Raw genomic sequence first — 25447 nt, forward strand, 5'->3', positions numbered from 1 at the left:
GCGCTCACCACGGTTGTACGACGGACGCTCGTTCCGGTCCGGACGGTTCTCACCGCGGTTGTACGCGGGGCGGTCGGAGCTGCGTGCGGCAGGAGCGTCATAGCGCTCGTTGCGTGGCGCGCGCTGTTCGCGCGGCTCGTCCGAGTGACGGCGGGCGGCACGCTCGTCGGCGTTCCAGCGCGCCTTCTTGGGGGCGTCACCCTCGACGGGGCGGTACCCGCGGTGTCCGGCGCTGCGGCTGCCCGGAGCTCCTGCGGGTCCACCACTCTTGCGGGCGTAGCCGGGATCGAAGTTCTTGGCGGGGCGTCCGCCAACTGGCTTGTTGTTTTTAGGCATAGTACTTTCCGGGTTTTAGATATGCATGAATCGCAAGCGCGCGCAGAAAAACCGCGGCATTCTTATACCCGAGCAGTCGATGGCCGGGACCGTTTCACATCGTGTGAATACGTACGCGTTATCGCGACGTACAACCGGCCCACCAGACTTACAAACCCTTCCGCGGTACATTCCGCGGTGTCCAGAGCCGACCCGGCAATATTACCCGAGTTCGACCGTCCTGTCACGTGAAGAACCCAAATAGACCCGAAAGATCACATATTCGCGGCGAATCCCCAGAATCGGGGCCATCAGCGGTATCCTTCAGTTACACCCGCCTAACCCGGCGGCGAACCCGAGTCCCGGGCTCGGGACGACGTACTGAACAAATGGAGGTGGAGCTTTGAGCTTCCTCGCGTTTCTTCTACTCGGTCTGATCGCTGGTGCGATCGCCAAGGCCATCCTTCCTGGCAGGCAGGGCGGTGGCTGGTTCATGACGCTGCTGCTCGGTGTCGTCGGAGCTTTGCTCGGCGGCTGGCTGGGCGGGCTACTGTTCAATGTCGACCTGCAGGAGTTCTGGAGCATCCAGACCTGGCTCGTCGCCATCGTCGGTTCCATCATCGTGCTCCTCATCTACGGACTGCTTACGCGTAACTCGCGGAAGGCCGCGTAACTCGCGACCTACTCGACGGATGCCTCCCCGCACACAGCGGGGAGGCATCCGTTTTCTAAGCCTTCATGTGCTGGATGTTCATGTGAATGGCCTCCGAACTCAGCCGAGATGTTGAGATCGGCAACGTGGTGCGGAAGGGTGGGACACTTCTATTCGCCAACCGGAAGGACGCACATGCTCACCCTCACCGAGAACGCAAGCACGATCGTACGAACCATCACCACCCAGACCGCCGGAGCTGAAGAGGGCGGACTGCGCATCTCCAGCCCCGCACCCGAAAGCACCGACCTCGCCGTCGCCGTCGCGCCGGCCCCCGAGCCGCAGGATGAGGTCGTCGAGGCCTCCGGTGCCCGCATCTTCCTCGAGGAGAACGCCGCAGCCCTGCTCGGCGACAAGATCCTCGACGCCGACGTTGATGAAGCCGGAGCGGTTCGCTTCGCGATCGGCGAGCAGACCGCCCAGGCGTAAGCCAGCAGCTGCATATCGAGGGCGGCCCCGCGTTCAGCGTGGGGCCGCCCTCGTGCGTGCGGCCAGCACTTTCGGACAGCACCGCGCCCACATGTCGTCCGCTGGTCTGACACCGGCGATACCTGCGGTGGACTCTCCAGAACTCCCGCATCTCTAGCGTCGAAGACATGGACTTGATCTCCGACGCCATCCTGCAGACAGTCGCCTCCCCCTGGATCTACGCGATCGTCTTCGCCGTCGTCGTGATCGACGGGTTCTTCCCGCCCGTGCCCAGCGAGACCGTGGTCGTCGCGGCAGCGGCACTGGGCGTGTCCACCGGCGCACCGAACCCCTGGCTGATCGTCGCGGTCGCTGCCGTCGGAGCGGCCATCGGTGACAACATCGCGTTCGCGCTTGGCCGATCGATCGGTACCCGGCGGTTCGCGTGGATGCGGCATCCCCGCACCGTGCGCGCCTTCGACTGGGCGGCTCGTGGCATCCGGCGCCGGCCTGCCGCACTCATCCTGACCGCTCGGTACATCCCGGTCGGCCGGATCGCCGTGAACATGACCGCGGGGGCCGTTGGGTTTCCCCACCGCCGGTTCTGGCCGCTCACACTAATCGCAGGGGCCACCTGGGCCGTGTACTCCGTACTCATCGGCGTCCTGGCCGGTCACTGGGTGAAGGACCAGCCGCTCCTCGGCGCCGCCATCGGCGTGGTACTCGCCATCGTGCTCGGGATCCTCGTCGACCGCGTGATGATGCGGATATCCCGCAGACGAGAAGAACGCGCCACTCAGGACCGGCCGCTGATCCGACGGGACAACTCGGACGCCGCTGCCGAGACATCCCCCGCGAGCCCGGACGGCTCATGGCCGGAGGGGAAGGTCACGGCGATGGCAGCGGCCGGCCAGCCGACGTGGTCGGTGACGGCAGCGGCGACGGATGCCATCCCTTCCGTCACTTCTCCATCCTCCGTCGCGATCCCGCCCGCGCCGACGGCATCGAGCAGTGACCGCAACTCGCGATAGCGGCTGGGGCCGACCCCTGTGCGGTCGACGAAGGCGGCGGCATCCGGGAACAGTGCCCGGACCTGCTGCCTCGGGAGCCGCGCGAGCATTGCCCGGCCGGACGCCGTGAGGTGCGCTGGAAGCCGGACTCCGACGTCGGTGACGAGGTGGGGCCTTCGCGGAGCGCGCTCCTCGACGAGGTAGAGCACGTCGCGTCCGTGGAGCACCGCGAGGTGGGCGCTTTCACCAACCCGGTCGACGAGCTCGGCGAGCAACGGATGGCCGAGCCGGCTCAGCGGCTGCTGCCGTGCGAAGCCGCCGGAGAGCTCGAACGCGGCGACACCGAGCCCGTACCGGCGTGCTTCGGGCAGGTGGACGACGAACCCGCGCTCCTGAAGCACAGCGAGCAAGTGATAGACCGTTGACCGCGGCAGCTCGAGCGCCGCGGCGATGGACGCCGCCGCGACCGGACCCCGCTGGGTTGCGAGGTGGCTGAGAATGCGCAGCGTGGCATCCGCAGCCGGTACCTTCGAGTCGGTCATGGACGCCCCTATCGTCTGGGATTCCGGACTCCTCCGAGCATACGGCTGTTGCCGCGTGCCCGACGGGCTGGTCGACTCGAATCATGCTCAGCACCACAGATTCCGCCGCAACCTCGACGCGCTCCGTCACCATCGGAGTCGGCGGCGTCTCGTTCGACGAGATCGTCGCCGTCGCCCGCGGCGGAGCGCGCGTCGAGCTCGATTCGGCCGCGCTCGACGGCGTCAGCGCCACCCGCCGGATCATCGACGACCTCGCCGCCGACCCGAAGCCGCACTACGGAATCTCGACCGGTTTCGGCGCACTCGCGACGACATACATCGACGCCGACCGGAGGGCACAACTGCAGCAAAGCCTCATCCGCTCCCACGCGGCAGGCTCTGGCGCCGAAGTGGAACGGGAAGTCGTGCGCGCGCTCATGCTCCTTCGCCTCTCGACCCTGATGACCGGACGCACCGGAGTCCGCCCGACGACCGCCGAGGCTTACGCCGCGATGCTCAATGCGGGCATCACCCCGGTCGTACGCGAATACGGCTCGCTCGGCTGCTCGGGCGACCTCGCGCCCCTCGCCTCCTGTGCCCTGGCCATCATGGGCGAGGGTGACGTCCGCGACGCGGCGGGCGCTCTGGTTCCCTCAGTTGTCGCCCTCCGCGCCGCCGGCCTGGCACCCGTGCAACTCGCCGAGAAGGAGGGGCTGGCCCTCATCAACGGCACCGACGGGATGCTCGGCATGCTGGTGCTCGCCCTCGCCGATCTGCGGATGCTGCTCACGACCGCCGACATCGCCGCAGCGATGAGCGTGGAGGCACTCCTCGGAACGGATGCCGTCTTCGCGGCGGACCTGCACGCGTTGCGACCCCAGCTGGGGCAGTCGCTGTCGGCGGCCAACCTCCGATCGCTCCTCGACGGTTCCGCGATCACCGCCTCCCACGCCGGACCGGAATGCACGACGGTCCAGGACGCGTACTCGCTGCGCTGCAGCCCGCAAGTGCACGGAGCCGCTCGTGACACCGCCGACCACGCAGCCACCATCGCGAGCCGCGAACTGGCGAGCGCCGTCGACAACCCGGTGGTGACCGTCGACGGACGGGTCGAGTCGAACGGGAACTTCCATGGCGCCCCGATCGGGTATGTGCTCGATTTTCTTGCGATTGCCGTTGCCGATATCGCGTCAATGTCCGAGCGTCGCACCGACCGGCACCTCGACGTCGCGCGCAACAAGGGCCTGCCGCCGTTTCTCGCCCACGAAGCCGGTGTCGACTCCGGGCTGATGATCGCCCAGTACACCGCAGCGGGCATCGTGTCCGAGCTCAAGCGGCTCGCGGCCCCGGCCTCCGTCGACTCGATCCCGTCATCAGCGATGCAGGAGGATCACGTCTCGATGGGTTGGGCCGCCGCCCGGAAACTGCGGCGCTCGATCGACGGGCTCGCCCGCGTCCTCGCCATCGAGGCGATGACGGCGGCACGTTCGCTCGACCTGCGTGCTCCGCTCACGCCTGCGCCTGCGACCGCCGCTGTGCGGGACGCCATCCGCACGGTCGCTGCCGGACCCGGCCCCGACCGCCACCTCTCCCCCGAGATCGAGGCCGTGTACGACCTCGTCCGCACCGGATCGATAGCGGATGCCGCGGCATCCGTCACGAAAGGACTCGCATGAGCACGCCCCGCCCCGTCCGCGCTGCCCGCGGTAACACCCTCTCGGCGAAGAGCTGGCAGACCGAGGGCCCGCTCCGGATGCTCATGAACAATCTCGACCCGGACGTCGCCGAACGCCCCGACGACCTCGTCGTCTACGGCGGTACCGGGAAGGCGGCGCGCGACTGGGCCGCATTCGACGCGATCGTGCGCACCCTCGAGTCGCTCGAGTCCGACGAAACGCTCCTGGTGCAGTCGGGCAAGCCGGTCGGGGTCTTCCGCACCCATGAGTGGGCACCGCGCGTACTCATCGCGAATTCCAATCTCGTCGGCGATTGGGCCACCTGGCCGGAGTTCCGTCGGCTGGAGTCGCTCGGGCTGACCATGTACGGGCAGATGACCGCAGGATCGTGGATCTACATCGGAACGCAGGGAATCCTGCAGGGCACCTATGAGACCTTCGCCGCCGTCGCCGCCAAGCGGTTCGGCGGTTCCCTCGCCGGCACCCTCACCCTGACCGGCGGCGCTGGTGGCATGGGCGGCGCCCAGCCCCTCGCCGTCACGATGAACGACGGCGTCGTGCTTCTCGTCGACGTCGACGTCACCCGGTTGCAGCGCCGCGTCGACCACGGCTACCTCGATGAACTCGCCCCATCGCTCGACACCGCTGTCGAGCGTGCACTAGCGGCGAAGGCATCCAGGACCCCGCTGTCGATCGGCGTGGTCGGCAATGCAGCGACGGTGTTTCCCGAGCTGCTCGACCGCGGCGTGCCGATCGACGTCGTGACCGACCAGACGAGCGCTCACGACCCGCTCTCATACCTGCCCGAGGGTGTCTCGGTCGAAGCGTGGCACGCTCTCGCCGCAGAGGATCCGGCCGCATTCACCGAGCGTGCCCGGGCGTCGATGGCGAAACACGTCTCCGCGATGGTCGGATTCCAGGACGCCGGAGCCGAGGTCTTCGACTACGGCAACTCGATCCGCGCGGAGGCACGGCTCGGTGGATGCGAGCGGGCGTTCGACTTTCCCGGGTTCGTGCCCGCGTACATCCGTCCCCTCTTCGCGGAAGGCAAGGGCCCGTTCCGCTGGGCGGCGCTCTCGGGCGACCCCGCCGATATCGCCGCGACTGACAGGGCAGTGCTCGACCTCTTCCCAGACGACGAACACCTGCACCGCTGGATCACGAAGGCGCAGGAAAAGGTGCAGTTCGAAGGGCTGCCGGCCCGCATCTGCTGGCTCGGCTATCAGGAACGGCACCTCGCCGGGCTCAGATTCAACGAGATGGTGGCGTCGGGCGAGCTCTCGGCACCGGTCGTGATCGGCAGGGACCACCTCGACTCCGGGTCCGTCGCCTCGCCCTATCGGGAGACCGAGGGAATGGCAGACGGCTCGGATGCGATCGGCGACTGGCCGCTTCTCAACGCTTTGCTCAACACGGCATCCGGGGCGACCTGGGTCTCGATCCACCACGGCGGGGGCGTGGGCATCGGCCGGTCGATCCATGCCGGACAGGTGATCGTCGCCGACGGCACCCCGCTTGCCGCGGAAAAGATCGCGCGGGTACTCGTCAACGACCCAGGCACAGGGGTCATGAGACACGTCGATGCGGGATACGACCGAGCGGCAGAGGTCGCGCGCGAACGCGGGCTGAGGGTGCCCATGCTGGAGTCGGAATGAGTGAGCTCCTCACCGGCATCGGGCAGCTCGTCACGAACGATCCCGATCGAGGCGGCACCCTCGGCACGATTTCCGACGCCGCCCTGGTGATCGAGAAAGACCGCATCGCCTGGGTCGGGCGAGCGGTCGACGCTCCGGCAGCGGATACTCGAACGGATGCCGGGGGCGCTGCGGTCATGCCCGGTTACGTCGACAGTCATACCCACCTCGTGTTCGGCGGCGACCGCGCGGCGGAATTCGACGCTCGCATGACCGGGCAGCGGTACTCGGCCGGCGGCATCCGCAGTACCGTTTCGGCGACCCGCGCCGCGACGGACGACGAGCTTCGCGCCCGCCTGGCCGGATTCGCCACGGAACTGCACGCCCAGGGAACCACGACCGTCGAGATCAAGAGCGGGTACGGGCTCAGCGTCGCCGACGAGGAGCGGCTCGTCCGGCTCGCCGCAGAGGTCACGTCCGAGGTCACCTTGCTCGGGGCGCACGTGGTCGCCCCGGAGTTCGCAGGCCGGGCAGACGACTACGTCGACCTCGTCACCGGTGCCATGCTCGACGCGTGCGCGCCACACTCCCGCTGGATCGATGTGTTCTGTGAGACCGGGGCGTTCACGGTGGAACAGTCCCGCCGTGTGCTCGAGGCCGGAGCCGCTCGGGGGCTCGGCGTGCGCGTGCACGCCAACCAGCTGGGGGCGGGTGGCGGGGTGCTCCTCGCCGTGGAACTCGGCGCCGCGAGCGTCGACCATTGCACCGTGCTGAGCGAAGACGATGTGGCCGCACTCGCGGCATCCGACACCGTGTGCACGCTGCTGCCCGGCGTCGAGTTCTCGACGAAACAGCGGTATCCGGATGCCAGGCGACTGATCGACGCGGGCGTGACCGTCGCGCTCGCGAGCGACTGTAACCCCGGCTCGAGCTTCACGTCGTCGATGGCGTTCTGCATCGCGCTCGCCGTTCGCGAGATGGGGATGACGCCGGAGCAAGCGGTCTGGGCGGCGACGGCCGGTGGAGCGGCCGCACTGCAGCGGACGGATATCGGGCGGATCGGGCCGGGGGCGCGTGCGGACGTGCTGCAGCTGCGTGCCCCGTCCGTCGGGTACCTCGCCTACCGGCCTGGTGTGCCGCTCGTCGCGCGGGTCTGGAAGGACGGAGCGCTCGTCGTCGGCTGATCCGCTCAGCGAACCGTGAGTCCCGCTGCCACCTCGAGCACGCACAGGGCAGCAAGCCGGACGGTGCGGCCGTCGGGGGCATCGGCGAGCGCGTCCACCTCGGTGATATCGACCGAACGCACCCGGGGGTCGGCGCCGGCCGCACGGGCAGCCCACCGCAATTCGTGTGCAGCGATACCGCCGGGAACGGATGCCGGGCAGCCGGGAGCGACGGACCGGTCGCAGACGTCGACGTCGAGATTTACATGCACCGGCCCTCCCCCCGCCCCGGCGATGTCGAGAGCTTCGGCCATCACGTCGGCCATCGGTCTGGAGTGAAGGGCGCCTCGCGGGACGACGGTGATCCCGAGGTCGCGCGCGCGCTCGGTATAGACCCGCGAGTTCGCGAAGTCGGCGATGCCGACCTGCACCACCCGCCGTCCGTCGAGGCCAGCCTCGATCAGTCTGCGCACCGGCGAACCGTTCGAGATTCCATCCCGCAGGTCATGGTGGGCGTCAAGGGTCACCAATCCGGCGGAGCGGATCGTGTCACCCCACGCCCCGAGAGCCGCGGGAACGGTGGCGGCGTTGTCACCGCCGAGCGCGACCGTCACCCTCGATCGTGCGACAGCATCGGCCATGAATCGGCGCGCAGTCGGTTCCCCGTCCGGACCGTCGGGTTCGACCGCATCCCCGAAATCGGCGAACACGAGCTCGTCCACGTTCCGCCCGTCCGCCGTCGCGGCGAATGGGGTGAACCGGCGGAGCGCCGCGCGAACCGCGGCCGGGGTGGCGTGTGCAGAGGTGGGCGACAGCGATGTACGCCAGGTCGGGATTCCGATGAGCGCGAGATCGATCGGTCCGTCGACGTCGCGCGGCCAGTCGCCCGCGCGCGGCCAGAGCGGATCGGTCGGCAGCGCGGGAGTAACCATGGGGGAACGTTAGCAATCGGATGCAGCGCCGCGACAGCATCCGTTCGTCACCCGCGTCTGCGATCCCGGACGGTGAGCAGGAACCGGCCCGCCCCCGAACGCGGTCCTCGGCCCACCGCATTCGAGGCCCTAGGCTGCGGTCATGGACGCAACGGTGCAGCCGCTCGATCGGAGAACCCTCGCGAGGTATGCGATCGGTTCGCTCGGAACCGGTGGGTTCGCGACCCTTCCAGGACTCGTGCTCGTCTACTACCTGACGGACACTCTCGGTGTCGCCGCGCTCGCCGCCGGCCTTCTCGTCGCCGTCGCGAAGATCTGGGACGTCGTCATCGACCCGGTGATCGGAAACCGGAGCGACCACAGCCTCGCGACGACCGGATCCCGGCGACGGTTCATGCTGATCGGCGCGCTTGCCCTTCCGGTGTTCTTCGCGCTCACCTTCGCGGTACCTGCCGCACTCAACCCGGCAGCGTCGATGGCCTGGGTCGCGGTCGCGTTCCTCGGCTGTGCGACGGCATTCAGCCTGTTCCAGGTGCCGTACATCGGTCTGCCCGCCGAACTCACCCGACGGTACGACGACCGGACCCGGTTGCTCACCTGGCGCGTGGTCGTCCTGACCATCGCCATCCTCCTCTTCGGAGCGGGAGGACCGATCCTCCGCGGGCTGAGCGACGATCCGCGCGTGGGGTACCTGCTCATGGCCGTCGTGGCTGGGGTCGTCATCGGAGCCGGGCTCCTCGTCTCGACAACGATCGCACCCCTGAATCCACCGATCGCACGCCGCTCGCCGAACGCTCCCCTCGCCGAGAGCTACCGCGCCGCTCTCGCGGCGCTGCGGCGCAGTGTTCCGTTCCGCACCCTGCTGGGAACCTTCGTCCTGCAGGCGGTCGCGACCGGAATGATGCTCGCAGGCGCCCAGTACGTCGCGACGTGGGTCCTCCGCTCCGAGGCTGCGGTGACCCTGCTGTTCGTCGCACTCATCGCTCCCGCCCTGCTGTGCGCACCGCTGTGGGGCCGGTTCGCCCAACGGGTCGGCAAGGAGCGAGCGTTCGCCCTCTCCAGCACCGTCTTCGCGGTCGCAGCGCTGTCCCTTCTCGGCATGCTGGTGGTGCCTGGCTCGTGGGTGTACGTGCCGGTGGCCGTGGCCGGTGCCGCGTACGCTGGCATGCAATCGCTGCCGCTCGCGATGCTTCCCGACGTCATCTCGGCGGACGCCAGGACCTCGGGCGACGGTCACGCGGGAACCTTCAGTGGGGTCTGGACCGCGGGCGAAACGATGGGGATGGCCTTCGGCGCGACGGCGCTCACGCTCGTCCTCGCCGTCACCGGCTACGCCGAACGGATCGCAGGCGAGACCGTCGAGCAGTCCGGCACCGCGGTCACCGGGATCATTCTGAGCTTCAGCGTCGTTCCCGCGCTGCTCATCGTCACGAGCCTGCTTCCGCTCCGCCGGTACCGCCTCCGCCGGGCGGACATCGACACCATCGCCCCACTGAACCGCCAACGGAAAGACGCTTCATGACATCCGCCCTGTCCGACCGATCCACAGACATCCTCGCCCGGCTCACAGCACTGAGGCAGGCCGATGCTCCGACCCACGGCGGCCGGGTCCTCTCCTACGTCTATGACTCCGGGCTGGCAGAACTGGACGAACTCGCGGCCGAGGCGATCCGCATCATGCAACCCGTGAACGGACTCGACCCGACCACCTTTCCGTCGGTCGCGGCGATGGAACGCGACCTCGTGGGGTTCGCACGACGGATGCTGCACGGGGGCGACGACGTCACCGGCTCTGTCACCTCCGGCGGCACCGAAAGTTGCCTTCTCGCCGTGAAGACGGCGCGTGACGTGTGGCGCGCCGCCGGAGGCGCGGGTGCGCCTCGCCTGGTCGCACCCGTCACCGTGCACGCCGCGTTCTCGAAGGCAGCGCAGTATCTCGGTCTCGATCTCGACCTCGTGCCGGTCAGCGCAGACGGCCAGGTCGCCGCTGACGCCCTCACCGCACGGTTCGGTCCGGATGTCGCGCTCGTCGTCGTGTCCGCACCCGCATACCCCCATGCGTCGCTCGACCCGATTGCCGCGGTGGCCGCGGCTGCCCAGGCGGCTGGCATCGCGTGCCACGTCGACGCCTGCATCGGCGGCTGGGTGCTCCCGTGGTGGTCGCCGGACGACCCCCTGCCGACGTGGGATTTCGCCGCCCCCGGAGTCACGAGTATCTCTGCCGACCTGCACAAGTTCGGGTACGCGCCGAAGGGAGCATCCGTTCTGCTGCATCGCGGCCGTGACCGCCATCGGGCCCAGTACTTCGCCACGAGACGCTGGCCCGGTTATCCCGTCGTCAACGCGACGATGCTCGGATCCAAGTCGGCGGGCGCGCTCGCCGCCGCGTGGGCGATCGTCGAGCGGCTCGGCGAATCCGGTTTCGCGGAGCTCGCCGCCTCCTGTCGCCGGTCGACGGATGCCGTCACCACCGCGATCGACGCCATCGACGGTCTCCGTGTGGTCGGCTCCCCCGTCGGGCCGCTGTGTGCGGTGGCGACGGACGAGTCCCTCCCCGCCCAGCGGCGCGTCGATCCCCACCACTGGGCCGACCGGGTCCGTTCCCACGGCTGGTTGCTGCAGTTGCAGCCGGGGCATCTGCAGTCGGACGGCAGCCGGCTGCCCCACACCACCCACCTCACCATCACACCGGTGACCGAGTCGGTGCTCCCCGACCTGGTCGCTGCCCTCCGCACCGCAGCCGATGAGGTTCGCGGGGTGCCTGCGGTGACCGCGGACGACGTGCTCGGTGCCCTGCCGGTGGGGTTCGGCGACGTGCTCGGAAGTCTCGCGAACCGGAGCCGGCCGATCGACTCGGCCGAGGCATCCGCTCTGCTCGCCGGGATCGGAATTCGTTCCGGCGGCGCGCTCCCCGAGCGGATGGCGCCGCTGCTTGCGCTGCTCGAATCCCTGCCCGCACCGCTGACCGAGCGCCTGCTCGTGGAGTTGCTCGCGGGCCTCGTCGACCCCTGAGCGCGCCCGCAGAGCCGGCGTTTTCACTCCTCCCGGACCGGAACACCCGGTACGCCGGGTGATTCCGTCCGGGACGGGTGAAAACGTGCGAGCGGATGCCGCCTACGCGTCTCGCGCGGCCCGTCGCGCGAGACGTCGCTCGCGGGCGCCCTCGACGAGGTTGTAGAGCGTCGGCAGCACGATGAGCGTGAGGAACGTCGACGATACGAGCCCGCCGATGACGACGATCGCGAGCGGCTGCGAGATGAAGCCGCCGTGACCGGTGATGCCGAGAGCCATGGGCACGAGCGCGAAGATCGTCGCCAGCGCGGTCATGAGAATCGGGCGGAGCCTGCGGCTCGAACCGTGTCGAACCGCATCGGCGACGGCCATGCCCCTGTCCCGGTACTGGTTGACGAGGTCGACGAGCACGATCGCGTTGGTGACGACGATTCCGATGAGCATGAGCACACCGATGAGGGATGCCACGCCAAGCGGAACACCGGTCAGCACCTGCAGGCCGATCGCACCGGTTGCCGCGAACGGCACGGACACGAGCAGAAGCAGCGGCTGCCGCAGCGACCGGAAGGTGGCCACCATGACGACGTACACGATGAGGATCGCGGCGAGCAGGGCGAGTCCGAGCTGCTGGAATGCGGTCGACTGGTCGGCCGTCACGCCGCCAAGGGTCGCCGTGGCTCCGCCATCGAGGTCGAGCTCGTCGACCGCTGTGGCGACCTCCGCGCTCGCTGTGCCGATGTTGTCGCTCGCCGGTGTGATCGCGACGGTTGCTGACCGCTGCCCGCGCACCGTCGTGATCGACGACGGTCCATCGACCTCGCCGACGGTCGCGAGCGAGTCGAGACGTACCGGGCCGAGCACCGTCGGAACGGTGAGGGCCGAGAGCTCATCGACGGACGCGGGCGGGTCCTCGCTCGCGAGGTAGATGCTCACGGTGGTCTCGTCGATGACGACGGTACCGATCGTCGACGGCTGCATCGCGGCAGACACGAGTCCGCCGAGCGCGACCTCGGAGTAGCCGGCCTCTGCGGCGCGAAGCCGGTCGACCTGCACCGCGATGTATGGCCGCGAGTCGCTCAGGTTGTTGGTGACCTGGCGCATCCCCTCGAGGTCTCGCGCCGCTTCGGTCACGGCATCCGTCGCCTCGCGCAGGGTCTCTTCGTCCGGAGCGGTGATGTCGACCTCGATGTCGCTGGACGCACCGAACCCACCGGATGCCGCCACCTCGATCTCGCCAGCTCCCTCGATCTCGGCGAGCTCATCGCGCACGCGGGACTGAAGGGCTTCCTGGTCGGCGTCTTCGTTCGTGGTGATCGAATAGGTGATGCTTCCTGAGCCTCCGCCGACGAAGGCGTCGCGGATCGAGCTGCCGGAGGACCCGATCGAGAGCTGGACGCTTTCGATGTCGTCGATGTCGCGCAGGGCGTCCTCGACGAGGGTCGCCGCGGCATCCTGCGATTCGAGGCTCGCGCCGACCGGGAGGGTCTGCGACACGTTGAGCGTGTTCTGACCCGAGTCGCCGAGGAAGTTGGTCTTCATGAACGGCACGAGAGCGAGGGTCCCGCCGAGGACGAGCACGGCGAGGAGAATCGTCACGACCGAGTGCTGGAGCGTCCAGTTGAGAACCGGGAGGTAGCCCTTCTGCAGTCGCGTCGGCGAGTCGAGTTCGTCATCGATGTCACCGCCGTTCCTGCGGCCGCGGCGCGTGACGGCGCCCGAGGGAGTCGCGGACGCGGTTTCATCGGCGGAGAGCACGGCGACGGCGGGCGACTCGGAGTTCGTTGTCGCCTCGGCCGCAGCGGCAGCACCGGTGCGTTTGGGTGCCGTCAGGTGCTCGTCACCGACGATCGCCGGTGACGCGAAGACCCCGGCGGGAAGGTCGCGCGCGGTCTCTGCGGCCGGCTCGACAGGTGCGGGGGCGGCATCCTCTGCGCTCGCCGTGGCCTTCGCGACCGTCGCGGCCTTCCTGGCCTCGGCGCGGGAGACGCGCGCGGGGCGGACCCCAGTAGCCTCGCCCTTCGACTCTTTGGCGCGGAGGAACCAGTACGCGAGTACCGGCACGATCGTGAGCGAGACGAGGAGCGACGCGAGCAGTGCGATGGTCACGGTGAGCGCGAACGGGCGGAACAGTTCCCCGGTCATGTCGCCGACGAAGGCGAGCGGGAGGAACACCGCAACGGTGGTGATCGTCGACGCGGTGATCGCGCCGGCGACCTCACGCACAGCGGTGAGAATCGAGAAAGCACGGCCGTCAGGGCTGCGGTCCCTGGCGTTGGACATGTGGCGCTTGATGTTCTCGATGACGACGATCGAGTCGTCGACCACCCGGCCGATCGCGATCGTGAGAGCACCGAGCGTCAGGATGTTGAGGGTGTAGCCGGTGGCCTGCAGGCCGATGAACGTGATGAGCACCGACGTCGGGATGGAGATGGCGGTGACGAGCGTCGCGCGGACGTCGAGGAGGAACACGAGGATGATGAGCACCGCGAACACGAGGCCGAGCAGCCCCTCGGTCGCGAGAGCTTCGATCGATTCCTCGATGTACGGCGCCTGGTCGAAGACGATGGCGAGTTCGACGTCACTGCCGAGCGATTCTTCAAGGCCGGGGATGAGAGCGCGGACGCCTTTCGACACATCGACGGTGTTCGCTGCGGGGAGCTTCGTCACCGCGATGGTGAGCGCTGGCTGCCCGTCGACGCGCGAGATACTCGTGACGGGGTTGTCGGTGAGGGCGACGGATGCCACGTCGCCGAGAGTGCGGACCTCACCCGACGACTGTCCGACGAGCGGCAGGGCGGCGATGTCCTCGACGGAGCCCAGCTTCGACCCGGTCTGCACGGCGAAGGTGGTGTCGCTCTCGGTGATGTCACCGGCCGGCTGGAGAACACCGTTCTGCTGGAGGGTTCGGCTGATCGCCGCGGTGGTGAGGCCTGCACCCTGCAGCTCGGCGGCATCCGGGGTGATCGTGACACGCTGGCCGACGTTGCCGACCACGGCGGCTTCGCGAACGCCGTCCACGTCTTCGATGTCGGGAACGGCGGTACGGGCGAGAGCATCGGAGAGGGCGTCCGTGTCGCCATCTGCTCCGGTGGCAGCGAGCTGCAGCACGGGGAGATCGTCGAGGCTGCCCGACAGGACCTGGGGGTCGACGTCGGCGGGGAGCTGGGACTTGATCCGGTTGATCGCCTGGTTGATCTTCTGCTCAGCGGTCGCGAGATCGGTGCCGTAGGTGAACGTCGCTGAGATGAGGCTGAGGTTCGTCGACGATGTGGCCGCTGTCGATTCGAGGCCGGCGACGCCCTGGATGGCCGTCTCGATCGGCGTGGAGACGTCGTCGTTGACCACGGCCGGCGCTGCACCGGGGTAGTTGGTGATCACGGCCAGCTGCGGGAACTGCACGCTGGGTGCGAGCTCCTGCTTGAGGCTCGTCAGCGCGATACCGCCGAACACGGCGGCGACGATGGTCACGAGCGCGATGAGCGCACGGTTTTTCATGCTCAGAACAGCGAGGGCGTGCACGATTCTCCTGAAGGCCAGCGAAGGATGCCGCGATCGCGACGGAGCGAGCGATCTTTCGGCCGCTCAGCCTGTAAAAGTCTGTCACAGCGGCGGGTCGGCCCAGCACCGTTTGCCCGGCGAATCCGGTACCTCAGGGGATGCTCCCAGTTCAGACCATCTCGGAGAGGAGCGCTGCGTCCGGAACCGGCGCCCGCATGATGGATTGCCAGGCACCGGCGAGGGCGTCGAGGGCGCGTTCCGTGTCTCCGACGGCATAGGTGATGGGGATGCGAAGGAACCTCTCGAAGGCACCGTCAACACCGAATCGCGGACCCGCCGCGATGAGAAGGCCCTGGCTGCGGGCCGCGAGGACGAGTTGCGAACTCACCGGTGCGCCGAGGCTCGTCCAGATCGCGAGCCCGCCCTGCACGTGCGGAACATCCCAGTGCGGCAGACGGTCGGCGAGGATCTCTTCGACGCGGTCCCTCGTCGCCGCGAGCTGCCTGCGCCGACCGGCGAGGATCGCATCCATCTCTGGAAGCAGTTCGAGCACGGCGAGTTGCTCGAGCACAGGCGTTCCCAGGTCACCGACGCTGCGGGCGGCGACGAGTTTTCGGATGACTCCCCGATCGGCGCGGATCCAACCGACCCGGAGTCCGCCCCAGATGGTTTTGCCGACAGACCCGATGGTGAGGATCTTCGCCCCGGCATCGTCGGAGGCGGCGAACGGGACGAACGGGGTCCCCCTGTCGATGTCGAGTTCGGCCGTGGTTTCGTCGATGACGAGGACGGTGCCCTGGCGTGCGGCCGCGCGGCATACCCGCCGTCGGGTTCCGGCGGGCATCGTCGCGCCGGTGGGATTGTGGAAGTCCGGCATCAGGTATGCGAGCGTCGGTGACGACCGGTCGATCGCCTGCTCCAGCTCATCGGTGTCCCAGCCGCCGTCGGTCGTCACCGCAACGGGAACGAGGCGGGCTCCCGCCGACCGCAGCGCGTCGTGCGCATGCGGATAGGTGGGATGCTCGATCACGGCACGGTCTCCGCGCGAGAGGTGCGTCCTCGCGATCAGGCCGATCGCGTGCTGGGCGCCGAGGGTGACGAGAATCTCGTCCGGCGAGGTCGGCAGCCCGGCGTCGATGTACCGCTCGGCGATCGCCGCTCGAAGTTCCGGGAGCCCGATCGTGTCGTAGTCGAAGGAATCGAGGTAGTGCGGCAGCTTCAGCGCGGCGCGTTGCGCGGCCTCCACCAGGCGGGGATCCGCCGGGAGCGCCGCCTTGCTGAAGTCCAGATACCCGAAGGCACTCGACGGCCCTGGTCCCGGTCGCGCTCCTGGCAACTGGGCAACGCTGCCTGATCCGCGCACGCTCTCGAGGTAGTCGCTGTCACGAAGTTCGCGGTACGCAGCCGTGACGGTCGTCCTCGAGACGTCGAGACGCTCGGCGAGGTCGCGTTCGGCGGGAATACGGGTACCAGCGGGAATCCGCCCGTCTACGATGAGGAGACGGATGCGACCGGCCAACGAACGATAAGCGGCTTCGTCGTCGGTGCGCCACCTCCCCAGAAGGGCGGCGAGCGCTCGGGCCGTGATGTGGACCTCTGACATGAGGCCACTCTAGATCGATTGGCCTCTTGTCGAAAGGCCAATTTTGAAATTGGATTGTGATCATGCTCCGACGCGCCCTCCAACTGCTGATTGGCCTCTTCCTGTACGGCATCGCGCTCGCGTTGATCGTGCGCGCCGCCATCGGCGTCGCCCCGTGGGATGTCCTGACGCAGGGTCTCTCGCTCAAGACCGGCTGGGGCTTCGGCGCGCTGACGATCGTGATCGGCGTGATCGTCCTCGTTCTGTGGATCCCGCTCAAGCAGAAGCCGGGAGTGGGAACCGTGCTCAACGTGCTGCTCGTCGGCCCGGCCGCCGACTTCGGGCTCTGGTTGATTCCCGAGGGCCTCGACCTGTGGCTCCGCATCCTGATGTTCCCTGCGGGACTGTTCGTGCTGGCTCTCGCAACGGGCCTCTACCTTGGTGCCCGTTTCGGCGCCGGCCCGCGCGACGGCCTCATGACCGGCATCCACGAGCGGACCGGGTGGCCGATCTGGGTCGGTCGCACGCTCATCGAAGCCTCGGTGCTCGCCGCCGGCTGGGTTCTCGGCGGCAACGTCGGTGTCGGAACCGTGCTGTTTGCTCTTCTCGTCGGACCGCTCTGCAACATCACCATCCCGTGGTTCCGGATCGAGCTTCCCCGCGAGGAGAAGCGGGAACTCGAAGGCTCCGTCAAGCCGAGCGAACCGTTCGTCGACTCCCCCGCCAACTGAAGCGGCATCCGCTCGTCGCGAGGAAGAACGGATGCCGCTCGCCCCGACTCCTACAGGTGGCGGTCTGCGTACACCGCGAGGGCATCGCGCACGAATTCGGCGCCGGCGACCCCGCCGTAGTTCGCAGCGAAGCGCTCGTCGGCGACGTACATGTCGCCGAGGCCCGTCACGTATTCCTTCACCGCTCCCGGGGTTCCGGGAATCGATGAGAGCCACTGGACGTGACGCTCGGCAAGAGTCTGGGCACCATCGCTGTCCGGGGCGATGCCGGATTCCGCTGCCGCCGCCCAATCTGAGCCGAGAGCGGAGACCCGCTCCTGCCACTTCGCCTTCTCCGCGTCACTCATCGAGCGCCACCACGCGTCGCTCGTCGCGTAGGCCTCCTTGCCCCAGCGTTCTTCGACCTCTTCCTGGTACTGGGTGTGGTCGAATCCGTCAAACATTTTCTCTGCCATCAGTTGTTCACCTCCCTTCAGTGCTTTCAGGGTTTCCTCAACGGCTGCGATTTGGCGCGCGAGCCTGTCTCGCTCGCGGCGTAACCAGTCCAGATGGGTCCCAAGCGCAGCGACCGGTTCCGTCGACGCCGTCAGTACGCCGGCAATCGCCGGCAGCCCCAGCCCGAGATCGCGAAGGAGCAGGATCCGCTGGAGCTTCACGAGCGCCTGCTCGTCGTAATAGCGGTACCCGTTGGATCCGATGCGGCTCGGCGCCAGCAATCCGATGTCGCCGTAGTGCCGCAACGCCCGGCTCGTGGTTCCCGCATGGCGGGCGATCTCCTGGATGGACCAGTCCATGGCATCCCTCCTCTCTGTTCCTCCGACGATAAAGGTTTACGCTGCGTCAAGGTCAAGTGAGGCTGCAGAATTGCGGATGCGTGTCCGCTCACGAATAATCACACGGACACCCCTGCAGATTGGACACCATGGACACCATCACCGTCGCCGAGCTCGCCGCCCTGAAGGACGCTGCCATCATCGACGTGCGCGAGCCAGATGAATTCGCCGCTGTCCGGGCGGTCGGCGCCGTCAGCATCCCGATGAGCCAGTTCGTTGAGCGCATCGGCGAGCTTCCCGCCGACGAAACGTTCTACCTCATCTGCGCGTCGGGCGCACGAAGCGCACGGGTGGCCGAGTACCTCGAGGATCGCGATTACCGCGCCGTCAACGTCGAGGGCGGAACTCACGCCTGGCAGGACGCGGGGCTTCCCACCAGCCAGGGCTGACCCCGTTTCCTGAGTCTTCCTCGATACCTCTTGATGTCCCGCTATTCGCGATATATCGTGTCTGTCAACGTTGCGATATATCGTGACTTCGAATTCGGCCGTCGGCCGGCACAGAAGGAAGAACAATGGCATTGGAAAAATGGGTCATCCTCCCCGGGGAATCCCGCGTCATCGACGTTGAACTCGTACGGAAGCTCAAGGTCGGACTCATCGGGGGCCAGATCGACATCATCGGCCACGACGAGGACTCAGCTCGCATCGAAGTGCACAGCGTCACGGGAAAAGACCTGAAGATCTCCATCGACGGCGACGTTCTCGAAATCGACCACCCGCAGCTCGGCTGGGAGAATTTTCTCGACGTCTTCAAGTCGTTCGGGCAGAACTCAGCAAAAGCCGAAATCAGCGTCCTCGTTCCGCGCCGGGTGGCGCTGACATTCGGGATGGTGTCGGCGAACGCGCTGGTCTCCGGCCTGACGACGAGCGCCAGGCTCTCGACGGTGAACGGCGAGCTCCAGGTCGAGGGGATCACGGGCGACCTCGACCTCAACAGCGTCTCCGGCGAGATGAGCGTGCAGTCCCACACCGGAGCGATCAACGCCCACACCGTCTCCGGCGACATCACGGCATCGGGCAACATCTCGAGGTTCTCGAGCGACGGCGTCTCAGGCGACGTCTTCGTCGACGCCCAGGGGCACTGCGACCGGATTTCGACCAACACGGTCTCCGGCCACCTGACCGCGCGCCTGTCGGCCGACGTCGGCACCCGCTACGTCGTCAACACGGTGTCCGGAAAACTGCAACTCGACAGCTCGGTGATCAAGGGCACGCGTGGGCGTGGATTCAGGAGCACCACGGAGGGTGACGGCAACTTCTATACCGATGTCGTCGCCAATTCCGTCTCCGGCAACGTCACGGTCATTCGCCGGGCGGATACCTCTTCGGCCTCTACCGACGACGCTTTCTCGACGGAAGGCATGGCATGAGCCCCGTCTTCAGCCACGGCAGCCTTCGCCTGTACCTGCTGAGCCTCCTCGCCGAGGGGCCGAAGCACGGCTATGAACTCATCCAGTCGCTGTCCGAACGATTCGGTGGGACATACTCACCGAGCGCAGGCACGATCTATCCGCGTCTCGGCAAGCTCGAAGAAGAGGGGCTCGTGACGAAGGAAAGCGACGGGCGCAAGACCGTCTATTCGATAACGGATGCCGGCCGTCGCGAGCTCGAGGAACGCCGCGGCGATCTCGATGCGATCGAACTCGAGCTCACCGATTCGGTCCGCCGGCTCGCCGATGAGGTCAGAATAGGGGTCACGGATGCGATGCGGAGCCTCAAAGCGGATCTCGCGTCCGCCGCGCGGCAAGCCACCCAGGCAGCTTCGGGAGCTCCGTCCGTCTCGACCGAAGAGCCCGACCTCCGCACGCGCAGCCGGATCGCCCTCCACGATGCGGATACGGTCATCGCCCAGTTCCGCCAGCAATTGCGCTCAGACCTGCGCGGGCAGGTGGAGACCGGTGCACTGACGGATGCTACGGTTCGGCAGTTACGTGACGATCTCGATCGCGTGCGGAACGGCATCCGAGCGACCTTCGGAACGACGACCGAATAGCATCGCGTCCACCAGCACGCGCTCAGGCCGGGATCCGGGAGGGTTCCGGCCTGCGCCTGTTCCGCCGCGCACCGCCCAGCAGCGGCCTTTCACGGCGGGCCGTCATGCTAAGATCGAGGTTAGTCTTTATCGTTCCCTGGTGGGTGAAAACCATAGGGCGGATCTTCACCGCCCCGCTACTAATTCGTAAGGGGGTCTCGCATGGGGCGTGGCCGTCAGAAGGCAAAGCACACCAAGATCGCGCGTGAGCTGAAGTCGTTTAGTCCTGATGTGAACTACGACGCTCTTGAGCGCGAGCTCACGGGCCATTCACACGACGACACTTACAGTGACGAAGCGGCGAAGTGGTCGGAATACACCGACGACTTCCCCGCGGGCGAGCCCAAGCGGGCCTGATCTCGGCGTTGCCTGGTTACTGAGCCTGTCGAAGTACGATCACCGGGGCGCCCTATGCTCGGGCCGTTTTCCGGGAGTTCCACCATGCCCAGAAACGGGCGAGGAGTCGCTTGAGTGCGTTCGCGGCCCGTTTGGCCCAGCGGAACTCTGTTCCGAGGATGGCGAGACCGAGGAACACCACGAGCCAGCCCGGTCCAGGCAACGGCACGAGTAAGAGCCCGAGAAGCGCGATGCCTCCGCCGAGGATCCCGACGGTGAGTCGGTAGATGCTCCTGAGGCGGGGCCGGGTGTCGATCCAGGTGCGGAGTCTCCGGAGCGACCTGCGAAGGGGCCGGTCAGGGCTCTCGCCTGCGGCGATGTCGTCGTTCAGTTCGGCTTGGGAGACCATGGCCTCACGCTAGAGCGTGGAACTGGGATTTTGCGGCGAGATCAGGCTGTCGTCGCGACGACGGTCCAGGCGATTGCTGTCGCGACCGAAAGGATGCCAGTAGCGCCCGCTGCGACCATCAGGAGTTCGTCCCGTGCGGCCTCGCGCACCTCGCTGAATACGCTCGTGCGTCGTTCGTTGTGCCGTGTAATGATGCTCATGTGTCCTCACTCCCTCGTAAACGACTGTTTCACGATTGAGGAGCATCACCGCAGCATTGACAGTGGAGCGATCTTTACGATACGGCTCGCGCCGAGCCGTTTTCGCCGCTAGGAGAGCTGGTTGCGCTCGACCCACTCGAGGTATTCAGGGGTCACGGTTCCGGTGACGTAGTCACCGGTGAAGCAGCTCATCTCGAGTTCGGTGACAGAGGATCCCTGAATGATTGCCTGCTTCATGTCCTCGACCTCCTGGTAGATGAGGCGGTCAGCGCCGAGTTCGCGGGCGATCTCCGGGATCTTGCGATTATGGGCGACGAGTTCCGACCGCGACGGCATGTTGATGCCGTAGACGTGCGGGTAACGCACGGGAGGGGCGGCCGAGGTGAACGTCACTTTGTTGGCGCCTGCCGCGCGGGCCATGTCGACGATTTCTTTCGACGTCGTGCCGCGCACGATCGAGTCGTCGACGATGAGGATGTTCTTGCCCGCGAACTCCGTCGACATCGCGTTGAGCTTCTGCCGCACGCTCTTCTTACGCTGCGCCTGGCCGGGCATGATGAAGGTGCGGCCGACGTACCGGTTCTTGTAGAACCCTTCGCGATACTCGATGCCGAGCTTCTGGGCGACCTGCATCGCCGCCGGCCGGGATGAGTCCGGGATCGGCATGACGACGTCGATGTCGCCCATCGGCGTGTACTCGGCGATGGTGTCCGCGAGCCGGTCTCCGAGGCGGAGCCGCGCTTCGTAGACCGAGATGCCGTTCATCACCGAGTCGGGACGGGCAAGGTAGACGTACTCGAACGAGCAGGGTACGAGCCGCGGGTTCTTGGCGCACTGGCGGGAGTACATCTCGCCAGACGTCGTGATGAAGATCGCTTCGCCCGGCGCGACCTCACGCACGACTTCGTAGCCGGCACTTTCGAGCACGAGGGACTCCGAGGTGACGATCCACTCGTCGCCGAGCAGACCGGCGGCGCGGCGGCCGAGGATGAGCGGGCGGATGCCGTACGGGTCACGGAAGGCGAGCAGACCGTGGCCGGCGATCATGGCGATCGCCGCGTACGACCCCTCGACGCGCTCGTGCACCTGCGACACCGCGGTGAACACCTGGTCCGGGTCCAGCTCGAGCCCGGTGATCTGGGACTGGAGTTCGGTGGCGAGCACGTTCAGGAGCATCTCCGTGTCGCTCGTGGAGTTCACGTGACGGCGGTCGATGTGGAACAGGTCATCAGCCAGTTCGCGGGTGTTCGTGAGGTTCCCGTTGTGCACGAGGATGATGCCGTACGGCGCGTTCACATAGAACGGCTGGGCTTCCTGCTCGTTGTCGGCGAGGCCCTTGGTGGCGTACCGCACGTGGCCGAGGCCCATCTTGCCCTGGAGCGAGCGCATGTCCCGCGTGCGGAACGCCTCCCGCACCTGGCCCTTGGCCTTGTGAATGTGGAAGGTGGGGCCGTCAGCGGTCGCGATCCCCGTCGAGTCCTGGCCGCGGTGCTGCAGCAGCAGCAAAGCGTCGTAGACCTGCTGGTTGACCGGTTCCGGTGAGACGATTCCGACGATGCCGCACATACCTAGCGGACTCCTTGCGTGGGGGTGATGTTTCGTGGGGTGATGTTATTGGGAGTAGCTTCCGACGAGGCGCACGGCGCCGCCGTCGACACCCTTCGCGCCCTGCTCGAAACCGGTGAGGTCCCTGGTCGAGGTGTGTACCGTTCCGACCTGCCAGGCGGGGATACCGCCTGCGGTGAGATCCGCGGTGATCGCACTCGCGGCATCCGCGGAGACCACGGCGAAGAATCCGATGCCGAGGTTCCAGGTCCCCTCCGCGCTTTCGAGCGTGGAGCCGGCGAGGTCGCTGAGCGCCCGGAAAACGGGAGCGGGCGACCAGGTGGTGCGATCGACCTCGACCCAGCTCCCGACGGGAAGCACCCGCGCCAGGTTGGCAGCGATACCGCCGCCGGTGACGTGGGAGAGCGAGTGGACGGCACCCGGGTGACGGCCGATCAACTCGAGCAGCGGCGAGGTGTACAGGCGCGTCGGCTCGAGGAGCACTTCGCCGACGACACCGCCCAGCTCGGCCGACGTGTCGGTGAACGAGATGTTCCGTTCGGCGAGGATGTGCCGCACGAGCGAGTAGCCGTTGGAGTGGAGCCCGGAGGATTCGAGCGCGATGACCGCGTCCTGGTCCCTGACCAGGTGGGCACCGAGCAGGTCGTCTGCTTCGATCACGCCGGTGGCTGCGCCGGCAACGTCGTAGTCATCGGGGCCGAGGAGGCCGGGGTGCTCGGCCGTCTCGCCGCCGACGAGGGCGGTGCCCGTTGCTGAACAGGCGCGGGCGATGCCGGCGACGATGTCGGCGATCCGCTGTGGGACCACCTTGCCGCACGCGATGTAGTCCGTCATGAACAGCGGCTTCGCTCCGACGACGACGATGTCATCGACGACCATGCCGACGAGGTCCTGTCCGATGGTGTCGTGCTTGTCGATTGCCTGGGCGATCGCGACCTTTGTGCCGACACCGTCGGTCGAGGTGGCGAGCAGCGGCCGCCGGTACGAGGTGAGGAACGAGACGTCGAAGAGACCGGCGAATCCGCCCACTCCGCCGAGGACCTCGGGGCCGTGGGTATTCGACACGGCCGACTTCATCAGCGAAACGGCGAGGTCACCGGCGGCGGTGTCGACACCAGCCTGCCGATAACTCGAGGAGGAGTCGTCGGCCGGGGTGGATGTGCTCACGCTTTGCCCTCGTTCGTGGTGGGGTATGCCTGCGGGGGATTGTGCTCGATGGCCGGTGCGTCTGCCGCGTCGACGGCATCCGTTTCGATGTCGGCGGACGGGACGGGAGCCTCGCGCACGTCCACCCTATCCGCTTCGACGTAGCGCCTCTTCTTGCTGCTCCTGCGATCGAGCAGGATCGCGATCGTCAGCGCGATGGCGATGCCGACGACGACGCCGATGAGAAGAAGGAAACCGAAGATCTGCATTTGCGAGTATTCGGCGAAGCCGTTGGCGCGGGCATACTCGAGATCCTGGGGAATCGACACGGTCAGGATGAAGGCAGCCACAGCGCCGAGGAGAGCACCGAGCATGGCGAAGTTGGCGAACTTCGGTGAGCGCCTCACGGCCACACGCTGACGACCCTCCGGAATACCGGAGCTGTTCGATGATGCGGGTGGGGAGTCTGGCGCAGGACGGGCTGGCTCAGTGTTCATACTCCTATTGTCGCCCATGAAACCGAGCGTGCGCTCCGCCGGGCGCTACCCTGATTCCATGACGGGCACGACGACCAAGACCGGGTTTCTGGCCGGCTTCAGCATGGGCATCCGCCTGCTCGGACGGGGCTTCAGGGTGTGGAGCACGTCACCGCGACTGATGTTCATCGGCGCGATCCCCGGGCTCGTGACGCTCGTCCTCATCCTCGCGGCAGCGACGGTGCTCGTGCTCAACCTGCAGAACATCGCGACGACGGTCACTCCGTTCGCCGAGACCTGGGACGAGGTGTACCGGAACGGGATCCGGGTGCTCGTCATGGCAGCTCTCGCCGGCGCGGGCCTCCTGATCTTCGTCTACAGCTATACGGCGATCACCCTGCTCATCGGCCAGCCGTTCTTCGAGAGGATCTCCGAGCGGGTGGAACAGTCACTCGGTGGCGTCCCGCACGAGGTCGCGGCACCCCTTCTCGCGTCGATCGCCCGGGGAATCGGAGAGTCGCTTCGGGTCCTCGTCGTCACCGTCGCGATCGGCCTCGGTCTCTTCCTGCTCGGGTTCATTCCCCTGATCGGGACGATCCTCGCCTGGATTCTGGGCGCGATCACCGGCGGCTGGTTCCTCGCCCTCGAACTGTCGACGCCGGCGTTCGAACGCCGCGGCCTTGCGCTCAAGCAGCGACGGACGGCACTCGGCGCCCAGCGCTCCACGACGCTCGGCTTCGGGATCGCCGTGTTCCTGCTCTTCCTCGTGCCGTTCGGTGCCCTCGTCACCATGCCAGCGGCCGCAGCGGGAGCGACGCTTCTCGCCCGCCGTTCGCTGGGAGAGACGCACAAACCCTGAGTGCTCGCCCGTTATGTTGCGATGCCGCGCGCAACGGGGATGTGACCGGTGAGGTCGGCGCGCGAGCCGGACGCCAGCACGGATCCGGATGCCGCGGCGTCCGTCCACGACAACGCCCCGGTCGCGAGTGCGAGCCAGGTCTCGGCATCCGTCTCGATCACATTCGGCGGGGTACCCCGCGTGTGCCTGGGCCCCTCGATGCACTGGACGGCGCCGAACGGGGGAACCCGCACCTCGAGGGTGTTTCCGCTCGAACGCTCGGCGAGCAACTGCAGGGTGTAGCGAACCGCCGTCGCGATCTCATCGCGCGACGCTGCCTCGCGAACGGCCCGATCGACCGCCTCGCGCCCCACGTCATCAGGAATACGGGCACGTGCCATGCGCTCTAGGCTAG

General features: G+C 67.4%; 24 protein-coding genes and 2 pseudogenes. 14 read left to right on the top strand and 12 right to left on the bottom strand.

Annotated features, from left to right (window positions below; genetic code table 11):
- Positions 1-336 (bottom strand): annotated as a pseudogene (locus tag D9V29_RS02290) (DEAD/DEAH box helicase); the annotation flags it as partial.
- 382 nt (positions 337-718) lie between these two features.
- On the opposite strand from D9V29_RS02290, the gene D9V29_RS02295 reads away from it, so the two are divergent.
- The 3 genes and pseudogenes from D9V29_RS02295 to D9V29_RS02305 all read left to right on the top strand — a co-directional run.
- The gene (locus D9V29_RS02295) at positions 719-988 is read left to right on the top strand and encodes a GlsB/YeaQ/YmgE family stress response membrane protein (RefSeq protein WP_121671719.1); all 270 of its coding nucleotides are present in this window, start codon (positions 719-721) and stop codon (positions 986-988) included.
- 174 nt (positions 989-1162) lie between these two features.
- Entirely contained in the window at positions 1163-1456 is a 294-nt protein-coding gene (locus D9V29_RS02300; RefSeq protein ID WP_121671720.1) for a Fe-S cluster assembly protein HesB, read from the top strand.
- Positions 1457-1623: 167 nt separating this feature from the next.
- A pseudogene (locus D9V29_RS02305) lies at positions 1624-2037 on the top strand (DedA family protein); the annotation flags it as partial.
- A 194-nt stretch (positions 2038-2231) separates the two neighbouring features.
- Here D9V29_RS02305 and D9V29_RS02310 read toward each other — a convergent pair.
- Entirely contained in the window at positions 2232-2987 is a 756-nt protein-coding gene (locus D9V29_RS02310) for an IclR family transcriptional regulator (protein ID WP_121671721.1), read from the bottom strand.
- A gap of 83 nt (positions 2988-3070) precedes the next feature.
- On the opposite strand from D9V29_RS02310, the gene hutH reads away from it, so the two are divergent.
- The 3 genes from hutH to hutI are packed head-to-tail and all read left to right on the top strand — an operon-like array spanning position 3071 to position 7460.
- Positions 3071-4642: a histidine ammonia-lyase gene (hutH, locus tag D9V29_RS02315; RefSeq protein ID WP_121671722.1), complete on the top strand. Its 1572-nt coding sequence runs from the start codon at positions 3071-3073 to the stop codon at positions 4640-4642.
- The gene (gene hutU / locus D9V29_RS02320; RefSeq protein WP_121671723.1) at positions 4639-6297 is read left to right on the top strand and encodes a urocanate hydratase; all 1659 of its coding nucleotides are present in this window, start codon (positions 4639-4641) and stop codon (positions 6295-6297) included. The genes hutH and hutU overlap by 4 nt, the downstream gene beginning before the upstream one ends.
- Positions 6294-7460, top strand: a complete 1167-nt coding sequence (gene hutI, locus D9V29_RS02325) for an imidazolonepropionase (protein WP_121671724.1) — start codon at positions 6294-6296, stop codon at positions 7458-7460. The genes hutU and hutI overlap by 4 nt, the downstream gene beginning before the upstream one ends.
- 5 nt (positions 7461-7465) lie before the next feature.
- On the opposite strand, the gene D9V29_RS02330 is transcribed toward hutI, so the two are convergent.
- Positions 7466-8371, bottom strand: coding sequence for an arginase family protein (locus D9V29_RS02330; RefSeq protein ID WP_121671725.1), 906 nt, complete (start codon positions 8369-8371; stop codon positions 7466-7468).
- Between the two features lie 142 nt (positions 8372-8513).
- Here D9V29_RS02330 and D9V29_RS02335 point away from each other — a divergent pair, with 142 nt between their 5' ends.
- Both D9V29_RS02335 and D9V29_RS02340 read left to right on the top strand, forming a co-directional pair.
- On the top strand, positions 8514-9893 hold the full coding sequence (locus D9V29_RS02335) for an MFS transporter (RefSeq protein WP_121671726.1): 1380 nt from the start codon (positions 8514-8516) through the stop codon (positions 9891-9893).
- Entirely contained in the window at positions 9890-11383 is a 1494-nt protein-coding gene (locus D9V29_RS02340) for a pyridoxal phosphate-dependent decarboxylase family protein (protein WP_121671727.1), read from the top strand. Before D9V29_RS02335 ends, D9V29_RS02340 begins: the two co-directional genes overlap by 4 nt.
- A 102-nt stretch (positions 11384-11485) precedes the next feature.
- Here the strand turns inward: D9V29_RS02340 and D9V29_RS02345 are convergent, their stop codons facing one another.
- The gene (locus tag D9V29_RS02345) at positions 11486-14902 is read right to left on the bottom strand and encodes an efflux RND transporter permease subunit (protein WP_121671728.1); all 3417 of its coding nucleotides are present in this window, start codon (positions 14900-14902) and stop codon (positions 11486-11488) included.
- Between the two features lie 148 nt (positions 14903-15050).
- Positions 15051-16484: a MocR-like transcription factor YczR gene (gene yczR, locus D9V29_RS02350; protein WP_121671729.1), complete on the bottom strand. Its 1434-nt coding sequence runs from the start codon at positions 16482-16484 to the stop codon at positions 15051-15053.
- A 62-nt stretch (positions 16485-16546) separates the two neighbouring features.
- Here yczR and yczE point away from each other — a divergent pair, with 62 nt between their 5' ends.
- The gene (gene yczE, locus D9V29_RS02355; protein WP_220699918.1) at positions 16547-17194 is read left to right on the top strand and encodes a membrane protein YczE; all 648 of its coding nucleotides are present in this window, start codon (positions 16547-16549) and stop codon (positions 17192-17194) included.
- A 50-nt stretch (positions 17195-17244) separates the two neighbouring features.
- Here the strand turns inward: yczE and D9V29_RS02360 are convergent, their stop codons facing one another.
- Complete coding sequence (locus D9V29_RS02360) at positions 17245-17988, bottom strand: MerR family transcriptional regulator (protein ID WP_121671730.1); 744 nt, start codon at positions 17986-17988, stop codon at positions 17245-17247.
- 128 nt (positions 17989-18116) lie between these two features.
- On the opposite strand from D9V29_RS02360, the gene D9V29_RS02365 reads away from it, so the two are divergent.
- From D9V29_RS02365 to D9V29_RS02380, 4 genes are all read left to right on the top strand, one after another.
- Positions 18117-18416 carry a rhodanese-like domain-containing protein gene (locus D9V29_RS02365; RefSeq protein ID WP_121671731.1) on the top strand — a complete coding sequence of 100 codons (300 nt, stop codon included), beginning with the start codon at positions 18117-18119 and terminating at the stop codon, positions 18414-18416.
- 125 nt (positions 18417-18541) lie between these two features.
- Positions 18542-19399 carry a DUF4097 family beta strand repeat-containing protein gene (locus D9V29_RS02370; protein WP_121671732.1) on the top strand — a complete coding sequence of 286 codons (858 nt, stop codon included), beginning with the start codon at positions 18542-18544 and terminating at the stop codon, positions 19397-19399.
- Positions 19396-20022 carry a PadR family transcriptional regulator gene (locus D9V29_RS02375; protein ID WP_121671733.1) on the top strand — a complete coding sequence of 209 codons (627 nt, stop codon included), beginning with the start codon at positions 19396-19398 and terminating at the stop codon, positions 20020-20022. Before D9V29_RS02370 ends, D9V29_RS02375 begins: the two co-directional genes overlap by 4 nt.
- Before the next feature lie 201 nt (positions 20023-20223).
- On the top strand, positions 20224-20418 hold the full coding sequence (locus D9V29_RS02380; protein WP_121671734.1) for a DUF3073 domain-containing protein: 195 nt from the start codon (positions 20224-20226) through the stop codon (positions 20416-20418).
- A gap of 52 nt (positions 20419-20470) precedes the next feature.
- Here D9V29_RS02380 and D9V29_RS02385 read toward each other — a convergent pair whose 3' ends face one another.
- The 5 genes from D9V29_RS02385 to D9V29_RS02400 form a co-directional block, all read right to left on the bottom strand.
- Positions 20471-20806, bottom strand: coding sequence for a TIGR02611 family protein (locus D9V29_RS02385; RefSeq protein ID WP_121671735.1), 336 nt, complete (start codon positions 20804-20806; stop codon positions 20471-20473).
- A gap of 41 nt (positions 20807-20847) precedes the next feature.
- On the bottom strand, positions 20848-21006 hold the full coding sequence (locus tag D9V29_RS14855) for a hypothetical protein (RefSeq protein ID WP_183084891.1): 159 nt from the start codon (positions 21004-21006) through the stop codon (positions 20848-20850).
- A gap of 108 nt (positions 21007-21114) precedes the next feature.
- Positions 21115-22572 carry an amidophosphoribosyltransferase gene (gene purF, locus D9V29_RS02390; protein WP_121671736.1) on the bottom strand — a complete coding sequence of 486 codons (1458 nt, stop codon included), beginning with the start codon at positions 22570-22572 and terminating at the stop codon, positions 21115-21117.
- Between the two features lie 45 nt (positions 22573-22617).
- A complete protein-coding gene (purM, locus tag D9V29_RS02395; RefSeq protein ID WP_121671737.1) occupies positions 22618-23739 on the bottom strand; it encodes a phosphoribosylformylglycinamidine cyclo-ligase in 1122 nt (373 codons plus the stop codon).
- Complete coding sequence (locus tag D9V29_RS02400) at positions 23736-24125, bottom strand: potassium transporter Trk (RefSeq protein ID WP_147436210.1); 390 nt, start codon at positions 24123-24125, stop codon at positions 23736-23738. Before D9V29_RS02400 ends, purM begins: the two co-directional genes overlap by 4 nt.
- 148 nt (positions 24126-24273) lie before the next feature.
- Between D9V29_RS02400 and D9V29_RS02405 the strand changes: the two genes are divergently transcribed.
- Entirely contained in the window at positions 24274-25053 is a 780-nt protein-coding gene (locus D9V29_RS02405; protein WP_183084892.1) for an EI24 domain-containing protein, read from the top strand.
- Between the two features lie 11 nt (positions 25054-25064).
- Here the strand turns inward: D9V29_RS02405 and D9V29_RS02410 are convergent, their stop codons facing one another.
- Positions 25065-25433 carry a sterol carrier family protein gene (locus D9V29_RS02410; protein WP_121671740.1) on the bottom strand — a complete coding sequence of 123 codons (369 nt, stop codon included), beginning with the start codon at positions 25431-25433 and terminating at the stop codon, positions 25065-25067.
- Positions 25434-25447: the final 14 nt, after the last annotated feature.

The sequence above is a fragment of the Mycetocola manganoxydans genome, from assembly GCF_003667545.1.
Taxonomy (GTDB): domain Bacteria; phylum Actinomycetota; class Actinomycetes; order Actinomycetales; family Microbacteriaceae; genus Mycetocola_A; species Mycetocola_A manganoxydans.

What these genes read in the sequence shown, in the direction of transcription:
- yczR (WP_121671729.1), bottom strand. Translation starts at nt 16,484, where the DNA reads ATGTCAGAGGTCCACATCACGGCCCGAGCGCTCGCCGCCCTTCTGGGG.
- D9V29_RS02375 (WP_121671733.1), top strand. Translation starts at nt 19,396, where the DNA reads ATGAGCCCCGTCTTCAGCCACGGCAGCCTTCGCCTGTACCTGCTGAGC.
- D9V29_RS02335 (WP_121671726.1), top strand. Translation starts at nt 8,514, where the DNA reads ATGGACGCAACGGTGCAGCCGCTCGATCGGAGAACCCTCGCGAGGTAT.
- D9V29_RS02330 (WP_121671725.1), bottom strand. Translation starts at nt 8,371, where the DNA reads ATGGTTACTCCCGCGCTGCCGACCGATCCGCTCTGGCCGCGCGCGGGC.
- hutU (WP_121671723.1), top strand. Translation starts at nt 4,639, where the DNA reads ATGAGCACGCCCCGCCCCGTCCGCGCTGCCCGCGGTAACACCCTCTCG.
- D9V29_RS02300 (WP_121671720.1), top strand. Translation starts at nt 1,163, where the DNA reads ATGCTCACCCTCACCGAGAACGCAAGCACGATCGTACGAACCATCACC.
- D9V29_RS02310 (WP_121671721.1), bottom strand. Translation starts at nt 2,987, where the DNA reads ATGACCGACTCGAAGGTACCGGCTGCGGATGCCACGCTGCGCATTCTC.
- D9V29_RS02380 (WP_121671734.1), top strand. Translation starts at nt 20,224, where the DNA reads ATGGGGCGTGGCCGTCAGAAGGCAAAGCACACCAAGATCGCGCGTGAG.
- D9V29_RS14855 (WP_183084891.1), bottom strand. Translation starts at nt 21,006, where the DNA reads ATGAGCATCATTACACGGCACAACGAACGACGCACGAGCGTATTCAGC.
- D9V29_RS02340 (WP_121671727.1), top strand. Translation starts at nt 9,890, where the DNA reads ATGACATCCGCCCTGTCCGACCGATCCACAGACATCCTCGCCCGGCTC.
- purF (WP_121671736.1), bottom strand. Translation starts at nt 22,572, where the DNA reads ATGTGCGGCATCGTCGGAATCGTCTCACCGGAACCGGTCAACCAGCAG.
- D9V29_RS02410 (WP_121671740.1), bottom strand. Translation starts at nt 25,433, where the DNA reads ATGGCACGTGCCCGTATTCCTGATGACGTGGGGCGCGAGGCGGTCGAT.
- D9V29_RS02405 (WP_183084892.1), top strand. Translation starts at nt 24,274, where the DNA reads ATGACGGGCACGACGACCAAGACCGGGTTTCTGGCCGGCTTCAGCATG.
- D9V29_RS02365 (WP_121671731.1), top strand. Translation starts at nt 18,117, where the DNA reads ATGGACACCATCACCGTCGCCGAGCTCGCCGCCCTGAAGGACGCTGCC.
- D9V29_RS02370 (WP_121671732.1), top strand. Translation starts at nt 18,542, where the DNA reads ATGGCATTGGAAAAATGGGTCATCCTCCCCGGGGAATCCCGCGTCATC.
- hutH (WP_121671722.1), top strand. Translation starts at nt 3,071, where the DNA reads ATGCTCAGCACCACAGATTCCGCCGCAACCTCGACGCGCTCCGTCACC.
- yczE (WP_220699918.1), top strand. Translation starts at nt 16,547, where the DNA reads ATGCTCCGACGCGCCCTCCAACTGCTGATTGGCCTCTTCCTGTACGGC.
- D9V29_RS02360 (WP_121671730.1), bottom strand. Translation starts at nt 17,988, where the DNA reads ATGGACTGGTCCATCCAGGAGATCGCCCGCCATGCGGGAACCACGAGC.
- hutI (WP_121671724.1), top strand. Translation starts at nt 6,294, where the DNA reads ATGAGTGAGCTCCTCACCGGCATCGGGCAGCTCGTCACGAACGATCCC.
- D9V29_RS02385 (WP_121671735.1), bottom strand. Translation starts at nt 20,806, where the DNA reads ATGGTCTCCCAAGCCGAACTGAACGACGACATCGCCGCAGGCGAGAGC.